We start from the raw sequence: 13,389 nt of genomic DNA on the forward strand, positions 1-13,389 counted from the left end.
TTACATGTTAATAAAATAGCGCTGCCAACCAATGACCACAGTGTGCCAGTTTTTTTATTACGCGCCTAGTCATGAATTGCAATCAATACTACACCTGCCATACGCGCTTGTAACGCATACCGTTACACCAGTTTTTTTGATCATATTTTGCACTTTGCTAAAACGTGTTGAACATCCAACGACTCAGAATCAGGCACAAAAAATCCCTACTGCCAAATAGCAATAGGGATTTTTGTATGTTTCAAGCTGTCTTACTTTATATAATATAAATTATAACATAAGACAAATTGAGAGCGAAAACTACTCGCTTTCAACCATCACATAGCGGCGGTTAAATTTACCTTTGGTCGTAAACTTCACTACACCGTCATTAAGTGCAAATAAAGTATGATCACGACCCATGCCAACGCCTTCGCCTGCGTGGAATTCTGTACCACGTTGACGAACGATGATGTTACCAGCGACAATGGCTTGACCGCCAAAGATTTTTACGCCGAGCATTTTTGGGTTTGAATCACGACCGTTACGTGTCGAGCCGGCAGCTTTTTTATGTGCCATGAGAAAATCTCCTTGTTAATGTGACTTATCGCTATGGCGATAACTCTTGAGCTTTTAGTGCGCTATTGTGTATGAGTAGCTAAAAGTTAACAGCTACGCTAATAATTAGGCATTAATCGCTTTGATTTTTAACAAGGTGTACCATTGGCGGTGACCTTGCTCTTTGTGATAATGCTTACGACGGTTGTGCTTGACGATACGGATTTTTTCGCCGCGACCATGTTCAACCACTTCCACTTCTACGCTAGCACCTTCTACGACTGGCTGACCGATTTTTACATCATCGCCGTTAACAACCATCAACACGTCTTCGAACTTGATAGTTTCGCCTTTTTCTGCTTTTAGTAATTCTACTTTTAAAAGCTCATCGACGACTACACGGTGCTGTTTACCACCACTTTTGATTACTGCGTACATTGTCTGACTCCGTTTAACCCGTGTGCCGTGGCTGATATTATACCAACACTTCGACGACGAACACGACAGGGAAAAATTAAAGGCAAGATTTTACGGCTTTTTGCTCATAAAAGCAAGCCGTTCTTCTTGTTTTTAAAGTTGGTGATAGTATCTAAAAAGTACCTAAAACTAACTAGGATTTGCTAAAACCTTACTACAGGATATCTTGAGTTTAAAGACATCCAACGCTTGCTTAAGCGCACAAAGACTAAGCAAACGCAGGGTAATATAAACGCCAAAGCCAGTTTAGTAAAAACTTTGACTATAAACCCAAGCTTAGGTGTGGCTATTATAGCTCATATAATCAGTAACTTACAATGTACTATTAATCTAAGCATCATTTTAATCACCGAATTGATAACGCAGCTATGCTACTATAAGCACACTGACAGTCTTATAAAAGACTATTATCAAACCATTATTTTATCCTTTATTGATACGACTATCTATTATGACCATCACTTCTTTATCAAGCGCATCTACTTCTTCTGTACCCACGCCAAGCTACGCCGACATCCAAAGCATCGTCGCTGATGATTTTGAGATTATGGACAAACAAGTCTTTGGCAGCCTCAATTCCAAAGTTCAGCTGGTAATGAACGTCTCGCAGCACGTCATTAATGCTGGCGGCAAACGCATGCGCCCGCTGATTACTCTATTGTGTGCCCGCATGTTTGAGGATGCTCCCTCCAAGCAGGCTATGCATCTGGCTGCCATCACAGAGATGTTGCACACCGCAACCTTGGTTCATGACGATGTGATTGATGAGTCAGGTCAACGCCGTGGTAAACCTACGGCAAACGCCACTTGGGACAATGCCACTGCGGTATTGGTCGGTGACTATCTGATTGCCCGTGCCTTTAACTTACTGGTCGGTTTCCAAAGCTTGCCGTTGCTACAAGTATTCTCAGATGGTACTTGTGATATCGCAGAGGGCGAAGTATTGCAGCTGCAACATCAGCATAATCCTGCGGCAACCGAAGAGGATTACTTGCGGATTATCGATGGAAAAACCTCACGTCTGTTTATGATGGCGACTCAAGGCGCGGCGATACTGCAGGACAAAACAGAATACTTGCAGGCGTTGGGTGATTTTGGTCAGCATTTTGGTAATGCTTTCCAGATTATCGATGACGTCCTCGACTACAGCGGTGACAGTGAGCTCATGGGCAAAAACCTTGGTGACGATCTGGCTGAAGGTAAGCCTACTCTGCCTACGATCAAAGCGCTTGAACTTCTAAAAGACAGTGACAAAGACGGCTACAACCAGCTTCGAGTCGCTGTGCAAACGGGTAAAACGCCAAACGCTGAGCAGCTGATCGAACTGGTTCGGGGTTCAGGGTCGTTAGATTATTGTAAAAAGCGCGCCTTGGAAGAAACCGCGCTGGCACAGCAGGCACTAAGCACCCTGCCTGACAATCGCTACCGTCAAGGTCTGTATCAATTGACTGAACTTGCTAGCGCGCGTTTATTGTAATTTAATACGATATTAAGCCAAGAATGATAGCTTGAAACTAAATCAAGAATAATAGCTTATGGCTGGATGTAATAGCGAAAATACTTAGATGTTGCTAAAACATCTGTTTTCTGTACGATGAGGTTTTTGCTAAAAATCAGGCTCAAAACTATAAAAAAATGTCAGTTAATGAATCAATATAACAAAAATTAACAATTTTTAAGGCGGTCAATCGTAGAAAATTCAAGCCACTATTGTTTCCTGTATCACTTGTACTGTCTATGTTCCTCTTCGCTTACAAAGAGTTGCAAGATGGTTTTGAGGCATAAAGAGCTGTCTTTTTGTGCTTGACTGTAGGGTACACCCCATAGTTTATAATAATCGATTGAATTTATTTATCTAAAACTACTATATGGTTGCTTTTTTAGTACCATGACTCTGTTTCATAACCTTCTATTCTGATTTTGGTTTGATTGATAAACTGCGGATCAGATGTCAACTGCTTAAAATATAATGTGGTTTGACCTATTATATAGAGTATGCAACAGTTTTTTGGCGCTAGAATTTTTTATGATATTGAATATCAGCATCCTTAACCTGCTCTGAGTATGTATATTTATTATGTACGGTTATATTGGTCTGAATATTACCAATATTTATCTTAAGAGCAGATCACTAATTGAATATGCTCAATTAGTTAATAACGAACAACCCTATCCATGACGTTAAGATTGACCTTTAAACTTTTACTTATACCGCATCTATATTATTGACGAGGACATTGATGAAGCACTCTTATCTTGCGCTTGTAATAGCATCTGTACTATCTGGAGCTGTACTGGTTGGCTGTGACAAAAACGAGGGCGCCGCTGGTGAGCAAGCACAGCAGCAGATGCCGCCTGCCGTCGTCAACGTCCAGACCGTTACCTTTGATACTGTCCCCCAAGTACATACTTTTTCTGGACGTACTGCCGCCTATCAAACTGCAGACGTCCGTCCACAGGTGAATGGGGTTATTGAAGAAATCTTGTTCCGTGAAGGCAGCAATGTCAAAAAGAATCAGCCGCTTTATCGAATCAACACCGACAACTATACTTCGTCTGTTGCTAGCGGTGAAGCAGCGGTACAGCAAGCTCAGGCCAACTATCAAACTGCGATGGCCAACAACGCCAATGCAAAAGCTGAGCTGGCCAGTCGTCAAGCATCACTTGCACAAGCACAGAACGATCTACAACGCCTAGAAGGGCTTGTCGATATCGATGCGATCTCCAAACAACAATATGACCAAGCGGTGACGCAAGTGCGTACGGCGCAAGCGGCTGTTCAGAGCGCCCAAGCAGCGGTCGGACAAACCCAAGCAGGCATTGAAAGCTCAAAAGCCAACATTCAGGCTGCACAAGCCAACTTGAATGCCAGTGCTCTAAATCTCAATCGTACTATCGTTCGTGCCCCGCTCACAGGTCGTAGTGGTCGCTCAAGCGTGACCGCTGGTACGTTGGTCAGCTCTGGTCAGCCTGATCCCTTAGTTACCATCTCGCGCTTAGATCCCATCTATGTCGATATCAGCCAGTCATCTTCTGAGCTGCTCAAACTGCGTCAACAAATCTCTGAAGGCAAGGCACAAGCAGGAATGAATACTGTTGAGCTAGTATTAGAAGATGGCTCAGTGTATCCAGTCCGTGGTCAACTCGCCTTGTCTGAGGCCAGGGTTGATGAGTCAACTGGTGCGGTGACCTTACGCGCGGTATTCCCTAACAATAACAATACCTTACTGCCAGGCATGTATGTCACTGCACGCTTAACGCAAAGCGTGATTACCAACGCTGCTTTGGTACCGCAAAGTGCGGTAATGCGTACACCTAAGAGTGAAACGCAAGTATATATCGTTGATGAAAACAACAAAATTCAAGTACGTCCTGTCACTATTAATGGTACTTATGAGGGACAGTGGGTTGTCACAGATGGCCTGAAAGCTGGGGATAAAGTGGTGGTGATTGGCGGTTCGAAGGTCAAACCTGAACAAGAGGTGGTCGTCAAACCATTAGAAGATCCGAACCCTGCGCCATCCGCCCAAGGTGCGCCTACGGCAAAAACACCGCAGCAAGCCGCAAACACAGCGGATACGCCTGATGATGACACTTCCGCTAAAGAACCTGCAGAAGCAGCCACCAACTAATTCCATTCAAAGATAGGAAGACTTAGGGATATACTATGTCACGTTTTTTTATTGATCGCCCTATTTTTGCATGGGTATTGGCTATTTTAGTCATGCTCGTCGGGGTGATATCGGTCGTTAGTTTACCGATTGAGCAGTACCCACGCATCGCACCACCAACCGTTTCAGTGAGCGCAAGCTATCCTGGTGCTAACGCCCAAACCGTTGAGAACTCGGTTGTTCAGATCATTGAGCAGCGTATGAAAGGTCTCGATGGTTTGATGTATATGTCGTCGTCGAGCTCTTCAAACGGCAGCGCCTCTGTCACTCTGACTTTTGAGAACGGTACCGACTCTGATACCGCGCAAGTACAGGTACAGAATAAGCTACAAGCGGCCATGAGCTCGCTACCCGAGTCCGTTCAGCGTCAAGGCGTCAACGTCAATAAATCCTCTAGCAGCTTTTTAATGGTGCAAGGTTTTATTTCTGAAGATGGCGCTATGGATCGCGCGGATATCGCTGACTATGTCAACTCAAACGTCGTCGATCAACTTAGCCGAGTCGAGGGTGTCGGTGAAGTTCAGGTGTTTGGTTCCGCTTATGCTATGCGTATTTGGCTAGATCCATCACGCCTGCGTAGCTATAACATGGTGCCATCTGATGTCGTTAATGCAGTACGTGCGCAAAACGCGCAAGTCTCTGCTGGTCAGCTCGGCCAAGCGCCTGCTGATACCGATCAACAGGTGATTAACGCCACAGTAACCGTCCAAAGCTATCTACAAACACCTGATGAGTTCAAAGACATCTTATTAAAAACAGACAGCTCTGGTGCCCAAGTGCGCTTGGGTGATGTCGCAGATGTCGAGATTGGTAGTGAAAACTACAGCGTTATCTCACTCTATAATGGTCAAGAAGCAGCTGGTCTAGGTATCTCTCTGGCTGGCGGAGCGAACGCGCTTGAGACTCGTGAAGCTGTCGGCGCGCGTATGGCTGAGCTAGAAGCTAACTTCCCAGCTGGTCTGATCTCAGTTGTACCATATGATACGACACCGTTTGTACGCTTATCTATTCAGCAAGTCGTATACACACTGCTAGAAGCGATCGCACTGGTGTTTATCGTCATGTACATCTTTTTGCAGAACTGGCGTGCAACCATTATTCCAACCCTTGCCGTACCTGTCGTCTTACTTGGTACCTTTGCTGTACTCTATGTTGCAGGCTTTAGTATCAACGTACTGACCATGTTCGCCATGGTACTGTCCATTGGTCTGCTGGTCGATGACGCTATCGTCGTCGTCGAAAACGTCGAGCGTATCTTGGAGGAAGACCCTGATATCTCCATCAAGGCCGCCACCATTCAATCAATGAAAGAGATCAGTAAGATTGTTATTGGTATTGCACTGATTCTATCAGCAGTATTCGTACCGATGGCCTTCTTTGGTGGTTCAACGGGCGTGATTTATCGCCAGTTCTCCATCACTTTGATTACCGCGATGGTACTCTCGGCACTGGTCGCGCTTATCTTCACGCCTGCTCTCTGTGTGACCTTGCTAAAACGTAGTAAGAGTCATGAGAAAGGTAACGAAGAAAATCAAAAAGGTTTCTTTGGTTGGTTTAACCGTAGCTTCTTCAAAATGAGCCGCTCTTATGAAAACACGGTTGGTAAGAGCTTTCGCTTCAAATGGTTATATCTGATTGGCTATGCTGCCATCATTGGTATCATGGCGGTGGTCTTCTTACGCATTCCTGGCTCATTCTTACCAGAAGAAGATCAGGGTATTATGTTTACCTTGGTACAGCTTCCAGCAGGTGCGACACTTGATGAAACTCAAGATGTGCTCGATAAAGTCAGTGACTACTATGACTCTCAAGAAGAAGACAATATCGCTTCCGTCTTCACTATCGCAGGCTTCAGCTTTGCTGGTAGTGGTCAAAACATGGGACTGGCATTCGTCCGTTTGACGGATTGGGATGCACGACCAGGCAAAGAAAATACTGCCCAAGCTGTTGCTGATCGGGCCATGGGTTACTTCTTTACTCAGCTCAACGAAGCGCAGGTGTTTGCCATTGTACCGCCAGCGATTACCGAACTTGGTAACGCCAGTGGTTTTGACTTGATGCTACAGGATACAGGTGGTATCGGACATGAGGCACTGGTTGAAGCGCGTAATATGCTCCTTGGCATGTCTGCACAAAACGAGCAAGTCGCTGGTGTGCGTCCAAACGGTCAAGAAGATGCCCCGCAATTAAAAGTCAATATCAACCAAGAACAAGCCGCTGCTTATGGCTTATCTATGGGTAACATTAATAGCGTTATTTCTACGGCTTGGGGCTCAAGCTACATTAATGACTTCATTGATCGTGGCCGTATTAAACGTGTATTTGTTCAAGGTGAGCCGAGCAGCCGTACCAATCCTGATGATATCGGTAAATGGTATGTGCGTAATGATGTCGGTAACATGATCTCATTTGATGCGTTCTCTAGTAGTGAGTGGCAATCAGGCTCGCCGCGCTTGACTCGCTATAACAGCTTGCCGTCTATGAACATTCAGGGTAGCGCAGCACCAGGATTGAGTACTGGTGAAGCGATGAGTGCAATGGAGGGGATGGTAGAGCAACTCCCTGAAGGTGTCGGCTTTGAATGGACAGGTATGTCACTTGAAGAGCAAAAGTCAGGTGCACAGGCGCCAATGCTATATGCACTATCGATTTTAGTAGTATTCTTATGTCTAGCAGCCTTGTATGAAAGCTGGTCTGTGCCCTTCTCCGTCCTACTAGTGATCCCGCTTGGGGTCTTGGGTGCGGTGATATTTACTTGGCTACGAGGCTTTGAAAACGACATTTACTTGCAAGTAGGTCTACTCACGGTGGTTGGTCTGTCTGCCAAAAACGCCATTCTAATTATTGAGTTTGCCAAAGAACACCAAGAGCAAGGCTATAGTCTAAAAGAGGCGGTCATGACAGCAGCAAGGCAACGTCTACGTCCTATTATCATGACCTCGCTTGCGTTTGGCCTTGGTGTTGTGCCATTATTCATAGCGACTGGCGCAGGCTCAGGTAGTCAGAATGCTATCGGTACCAGTGTGGTTGGTGGTGTTATTACTGCGACGTTCTTAGGTATCTTCTTTATTCCTATGTTCTATATCTGGGTGCGCAGCATGTTCCCGCATAAGTATGAGAACAATGAGCCAAACAATAGAGATGATGACAACGGTACGTCTGGCCCACAAAGTCCAACGCCCCCTGAGAGTTATCAGCCTGTAAGCCTTGGAGATAATACACAATGAGTTTTCGTTCCATTTTTACCAGCAAGTCAGCTGCAGCAGTAGTGACTACTGCTAGCATGCCGACTATGAGCAATCTACAGGAAGTATCCTCCTCCGCACAGATGCGCAAAAACGGTGGACGCCTGCTTGGCCTGACAGTATTGGCGATGAGCATGGCGGCCTGTAATACCATTCCCAAAGCGGATATGCGCCCCGTCCTTGCTGAGCCTAACATTCCTATCGAACAGGCCTACGGAGCGTTTGATAAAGAAACCGTTAGCACCTCTGAACAGCCAAGTCTTGCCAGTCAGCGTTGGCAAAACTTCTATAGCGATGAGCGCCTAAAAGGGCTGATTGCAATAGGTCTAGAAAACAACAAAGACTTTGAAAGTGCCCGCCTCGCGATCGAAAAAGCGCGCGCACAATATCAAATCACTGATATTAATGATCTGCCTAGAATCGATGGCAGTGGTGGCTACACTCGCTCAGCACAAAACCGTGTTGATAAGAACTCTAGTGGCTCTTATAACGTCAATTTAGGTCTTGCTAACTATGAGCTAGACTTTTGGGGTAAGATTTCTAGCCTAAAAGATCAAGCATTGCAGAACTTTTTGGCAACGACTGCGGCAAAAGACTCTACCCAGATCAGCTTGATTAGTAATATTGCTCAAAGCTACGCCAATCTAAGCTATAGCATGGCACAGCTTAAGTTAGCTGAAGCCACAGTTGAGAGTCGTGAGAGATCGCTATTCATCGCTGACAAGCGCTTTGAAGCAGGCATTGACCCTAAGCTACCGTCATTACAAGCCAGTGCTTCTTTAGAAAACGCCAAGCTTGCCGTACTGCGTGCACAAAGCAGCATTTTGAAATCACGTAACGCGCTGCAATTCTTGGTCGGTGGCCCTATTCCAGGTGAGCTTATTCCAGCGCCTGCAGTCAGTAATATCACCACCCATGAAGTCTTTAGTGCTGGTCTACCAAGTGAGCTCCTACGCTATCGTCCAGATGTACTGCAAGCTGAGTACAACCTCAAAGCGGCTGGCGCTAACATCGCCGTCGCACGTGCCTCTTACTTTCCTTCTATTAGCCTTGCTAGTAGTGTTGGGGTGAGTAGTGGCAGTTTGGACGACTTGTTCAAGAGTGGCTCAGTCGGTTGGTCGTTCGGTCCAAGCATCAGTGTGCCAATCTTTGATGCTGGCCGCTTAGACGCCAATTATGACGTGGCAAAAATCGAACGTGAGCAAACCCTTGCAAACTACGAAAAGTCTATCCAAACGGCATTCCGTGAAGTGTCGGATGTGCTTGCTACCCGAGCGACATTAGGAGATCAGCTACAAGCACAGTATCGTCTGCAAGATAACTTTGAGCAGACTTATCAGATAGCAGATGCGCGCTTCAAAGCAGGTATCTCAAACTATCTAGATGTGCTCGATGCGCAGCGCTCGTTGTTCTCAACTCAGCAAGGTATTTTAGATTTGGAACTACAGAAAATCGTCAGCCAAATTGAGCTATACCAAGCGCTTGGTGGCGGTGCCAATCTTGATGTGCCAGAAGTTATTCCTGCGGCGCAGTATACCAACCTCGCCCAAATTGCAAACTTGCCTGCAAACAGTGCAGAAGCGAAAGCCGCTTATGTCATTGATGCAGCAAGCTCAGCACGGGTAGCGTCTCCACAAGAAGCTCAGGCCATTAAACAGTCTGAAACAGTGACCAAGTCGACCTTTAGACCGACTGCTGCCGTTGATATTAATCAGGATGGCCAAGCAGATGCGGCTGTTGGAGTGGTCACTGAAGAAGTTACTCTGAAAGAGAATACTGTTGAACAGGTACCAGTAACGCAGATCATCGAACCTTAGGTAGTCGTAAAATGCTTGGTAGATGAGAAATACCTGACAACTAGCCCTGCCGCCTTGGTGGGGCTTTTTGCTTTAGTAGGCTGCTTTTGGTTATAGTAGTCTCACTCTATTGAAATACTCTTTGATGCACATTCATTTTATAAAAAATGCCACGCTTTTAAGATGCTTGATTTAATGAAAGCAAAGATGTTGGAAATGACAATTATTGAAAATATAATAAGGAACGATTATGTCTTATACCTTTAACCGCCAATTCCCCGAAACTCGCCTACGCCGCCTGCGTTATAACGATAGTGTACGGGCGATGATCAGAGAAGTTGAACTTCATCCCAAGCATTTTATCGCGCCAGTATTTGTGTTAGAAGGTGATAACCAGCGCGAAAAGATAGCCAGTATGCCAGGGGTTGAACGCTTATCAATCGACTTGCTGATTGACTATGCCAAAGAGCTATTGAGCGAAGGCGTGCTGACCATCGACATCTTCCCAGTCATTGATAACGCATTAAAAACACCAGATGGCAAAGCGGCCTACGATGAAAACGGCCTAACCGCACGTGCAGTGAAAGCAGTCAAAGATGCCGTGCCAGAAATGGTAGTGATGACAGATGTGGCGCTCGACCCTTATACGTCACACGGCCAAGATGGCTTACTCGATGACAGCGGCTACGTGGTAAACGACGCCACTGTTGAAGTACTCGTCAAACAAGCTCTCGTCCATGCGCGTGCTGGGGCTGATATCATCTCTCCTAGCGATATGATGGATGGCCGTATCAGAGCCATGCGCGATGCTTTTGAGAGCGAGGGCTTTGTCAATACCGCTCTTATGGCCTACTCTGCCAAATATGCGTCTGCTTATTATGGTCCATTCCGTGATGCGGTCGGTAGTGCTGGCAATTTAAAAGGTGGGCACAAAAAACAGTATCAGATGGACTTTGGTAACCGCGCCGAAGCATTACATGAAGTGGCGATGGACATTAACGAAGGTGCAGATATGGTGATGATTAAGCCTGGTCAGCCGTATCTAGATCTGATTCGTGAAGTCAAAGATACCTTTGGTGTACCGACCTTTGCTTATCAAGTCTCTGGTGAATATGCGATGCACATGGCCGCTATCCAAAACGGCTGGCTCAGCGATGCGGTCATTTTAGAATCATTAATTGGTTTCCGCCGTGCGGGTGCCGATGGTATTTTGACCTATTTTGCCCTTGAAGCAGCACGTCAGTTAAATAACGCTTAGTGTTGTGTTAATTTTTTAGAAATATTACCTTCTCTCGTCTACAAGTGTCTGTCCGTAGACGAGATTTTAGGGTCTGTCAGTGCCAAGGTCGAATAATCAAACAGACCCTAATATCCTTAGCGACACCTTAATGTGAATAGCCATTCTCCATCTCCTGCCCAAAAGTATCCATTTTGCTTTATAATAACCAACCTAATTTTGATGGCGACCTTACGCTATCTGCCGAATTTTCTTACTAATATTAAGGCGTGATCAACCCTCTCGCCTCAGTTTATACTTTCCTTTAGATTATATTTCCCTTTAGCTTTTGCCTTACAGGTCATTTTATGAGTCAACTCAATCCTAGACAACAAGAAGCCATGCTCTACGTATCCGGACCTCTGCTCGTCTTGGCTGGGGCAGGCTCGGGTAAAACCTCAGTCATCACCCGCAAAATTGCCTATCTTATCGAAGAGTGCAACATGCCAGCCGAGCGCATCACGGCGGTGACTTTTACCAACAAAGCCGCCCGTGAAATGAAAGCGCGGGTCAGCAAGCTCCTGCCTAGCGAAAAGACCCGCGGATTAACGGTATCAACCTTTCACCAGTTCGGACTACAGTTTTTACGTTATGAGCTGATTCACACGCCTTTAAAGGGCAACTTCTCCATCATGGACAGCGATGACAGCAAGCGCTTGTTGATGGAGCTGATGATGCGTGACAATTTAAGCGGTGCTGAAAGTCGCGAACTGGTCGGCAAAGCCATTAAGATGATTTCTGACTGGAAGAACGATCTCATTGAGCCAGATCAAGCGATGGAGACCTTAGAAGATCCAGAAGACATGATTTTTGCCACCTTGTATGCGCTATATGAGCGCAATCTACGCGCTTATAATGCCGTCGATTTTGATGACTTAATTGTGCTACCGACTAAGATTTTGCGTGAAAACAGAGAGCTACGCGATAAGTGGCAGAACCGTATCCGCTACTTGCTAGTCGATGAATATCAAGATACCAATACCGCACAATATGAAATGATTAAGTATTTGGTCGGACCGCAAGGACGCTTTACTGTCGTTGGCGATGACGACCAATCTATCTATGCGTGGCGCGGTGCCAAACCTGAAAACATGGCATTACTCAAAGAAGACTTCCCTAAGCTTAAAATTGTGATGCTTGAGCAAAACTACCGCTCAACTACGCGTATTTTGACCTCTGCCAACGCGGTCATTACCAACAATGAGCATTTATTTGAAAAAAAGCTCTGGTCAGATAAAGGTCAAGGCGAAAAAATCCGTATTATTAACTGCCGTAATGACGACGATGAGTCCGAGCGCGTGGCAAAAGAGATCGTCACTCATAAACTGCGCTTTGGTAATGAATGGGAGCAATACGCCGTCCTTTATCGCAGTAACTTTCAGGCGCGGATGTTAGAAGCACAGCTGCGTCAGCTGCAAGTGCCTTATAAGCTTTCTGGCGGTCAGTCGTTTTTTGCCCGTAGTGAAATCAAAGACATCATGGGCTATCTGCGTCTGATATTGAACCCTGAAGATGACAGTGCTTTTTTGCGCATTATCAACACGCCCAAACGCGGAATGGGACCAGCGACTCTAGAAAAATTAGGACTGTTCTCACAAGAGCACAGCATTTCTCTGCTAGCGTCCTGTACGCATGGTGGTTTGAGCCATGTATTACCGAGCAAAGCTTATGGTACCTTAAAAGAGTTTGGCGATTTTATTGAGCACTATACCCGTGAGCTAGATCAGCACCCTGATCCAGTCCCTATCGTGCGCCAGATGATTGATGAGACCGGTTATATCGACTTTGTACGCAGCGACTCAAAAACGCCGCAACAAGAAAAAAACCGTATTGATAATATCGATATGCTCTATACCAGTATTCAGTCTCTGATTAACCGCGCTGAAGAAGACGAAGATCGTACCATCGATACCATCATTCGTAAGCTGGTGCTGCTCGATATGCTCGAGCAGCAGCAAGAAGAAGAAAATACCAATAAAGTAAACCTCATGACTTTGCATGCAGCAAAAGGCTTGGAGTTTGACTTTGTCTATATCATGGGCTTAGAGGAAGAGATGCTACCGCACCGAAACTCTATCCTAAGCGAGACAGTCGAAGAAGAACGGCGCTTGATGTACGTGGGTATTACCCGCGCCCGTCGTGAGCTCACTCTCACTCTCGCCACTCAGCGCCGTGCTGGTGGTCAGATGCGCGTGACCTCGGAGTCAAGGTTTTTAGATGAGTTACCAGAAGACCATATCGACTGGCCAGCCAAAGCCAAAAAGAAAAAAGCCACCAAAAACCCAGAAGCCGTCGCTGATGAGTATTTGGCGAATATTCGAGCGTTATTGGGTAATCGCTAGCATTTGCTCTCAGGCGTGTCCTTATAGGTTGACGCTTTAGCCTAG

Annotated in this window: 8 protein-coding genes; 6 read left to right on the forward strand and 2 right to left on the reverse strand. The window is 45.9% G+C overall.

All coding sequences use genetic code 11. The features are described from left to right. Positions 1–300: 300 nt before the first annotated feature. Together rpmA and rplU are read right to left on the reverse strand one after the other, a co-directional pair. Positions 301–558 (reverse strand): 50S ribosomal protein L27, encoded by a 258-nt coding sequence (gene rpmA, locus JMX03_RS10805; protein ID WP_201574100.1) that lies wholly within the window; start codon positions 556–558, stop codon positions 301–303. A gap of 105 nt (positions 559–663) precedes the next feature. Continuing rightward, positions 664–975 carry a 50S ribosomal protein L21 gene (gene rplU / locus JMX03_RS10810; protein ID WP_201574099.1) on the reverse strand — a complete coding sequence of 104 codons (312 nt, stop codon included), beginning with the start codon at positions 973–975 and terminating at the stop codon, positions 664–666. A gap of 490 nt (positions 976–1,465) precedes the next feature. Here rplU and JMX03_RS10815 point away from each other — a divergent pair, with 490 nt between their 5' ends. From JMX03_RS10815 to JMX03_RS10840, 6 genes are all read left to right on the forward strand, one after another. Continuing rightward, a complete protein-coding gene (locus tag JMX03_RS10815; protein ID WP_201574098.1) occupies positions 1,466–2,491 on the forward strand; it encodes a polyprenyl synthetase family protein in 1,026 nt (341 codons plus the stop codon). Positions 2,492–3,254: 763 nt separating this feature from the next. Beyond that, positions 3,255–4,646, forward strand: a complete 1,392-nt coding sequence (locus JMX03_RS10820) for an efflux RND transporter periplasmic adaptor subunit (RefSeq protein ID WP_201596725.1) — start codon at positions 3,255–3,257, stop codon at positions 4,644–4,646. 35 nt (positions 4,647–4,681) lie between these two features. After that, positions 4,682–7,912 carry an efflux RND transporter permease subunit gene (locus tag JMX03_RS10825; RefSeq protein ID WP_201596726.1) on the forward strand — a complete coding sequence of 1,077 codons (3,231 nt, stop codon included), beginning with the start codon at positions 4,682–4,684 and terminating at the stop codon, positions 7,910–7,912. After that, positions 7,909–9,747 carry an efflux transporter outer membrane subunit gene (locus JMX03_RS10830; RefSeq protein ID WP_201596727.1) on the forward strand — a complete coding sequence of 613 codons (1,839 nt, stop codon included), beginning with the start codon at positions 7,909–7,911 and terminating at the stop codon, positions 9,745–9,747. The genes JMX03_RS10825 and JMX03_RS10830 overlap by 4 nt, the downstream gene beginning before the upstream one ends. A 229-nt stretch (positions 9,748–9,976) precedes the next feature. Next, a complete protein-coding gene (hemB, locus tag JMX03_RS10835) occupies positions 9,977–10,984 on the forward strand; it encodes a porphobilinogen synthase (protein ID WP_201574094.1) in 1,008 nt (335 codons plus the stop codon). A 326-nt stretch (positions 10,985–11,310) separates the two neighbouring features. Next, the gene (locus tag JMX03_RS10840; RefSeq protein ID WP_201596728.1) at positions 11,311–13,344 is read left to right on the forward strand and encodes a UvrD-helicase domain-containing protein; all 2,034 of its coding nucleotides are present in this window, start codon (positions 11,311–11,313) and stop codon (positions 13,342–13,344) included. Positions 13,345–13,389: the final 45 nt, after the last annotated feature.

The sequence above is a fragment of the Psychrobacter fulvigenes genome (assembly GCF_904846155.1).
GTDB classification, from domain to species: domain Bacteria; phylum Pseudomonadota; class Gammaproteobacteria; order Pseudomonadales; family Moraxellaceae; genus Psychrobacter; species Psychrobacter fulvigenes.

Excerpts from the sequence above, each read along its gene's own strand:
- rpmA (WP_201574100.1), bottom strand. The coding sequence starts at position 558 with ATGGCACATAAAAAAGCTGCCGGCTCGACACGTAACGGTCGTGATTCA.
- rplU (WP_201574099.1), bottom strand. The coding sequence starts at position 975 with ATGTACGCAGTAATCAAAAGTGGTGGTAAACAGCACCGTGTAGTCGTC.
- JMX03_RS10815 (WP_201574098.1), top strand. The coding sequence starts at position 1,466 with ATGACCATCACTTCTTTATCAAGCGCATCTACTTCTTCTGTACCCACG.
- JMX03_RS10820 (WP_201596725.1), top strand. The coding sequence starts at position 3,255 with ATGAAGCACTCTTATCTTGCGCTTGTAATAGCATCTGTACTATCTGGA.
- JMX03_RS10825 (WP_201596726.1), top strand. The coding sequence starts at position 4,682 with ATGTCACGTTTTTTTATTGATCGCCCTATTTTTGCATGGGTATTGGCT.
- JMX03_RS10830 (WP_201596727.1), top strand. The coding sequence starts at position 7,909 with ATGAGTTTTCGTTCCATTTTTACCAGCAAGTCAGCTGCAGCAGTAGTG.
- hemB (WP_201574094.1), top strand. The coding sequence starts at position 9,977 with ATGTCTTATACCTTTAACCGCCAATTCCCCGAAACTCGCCTACGCCGC.
- JMX03_RS10840 (WP_201596728.1), top strand. The coding sequence starts at position 11,311 with ATGAGTCAACTCAATCCTAGACAACAAGAAGCCATGCTCTACGTATCC.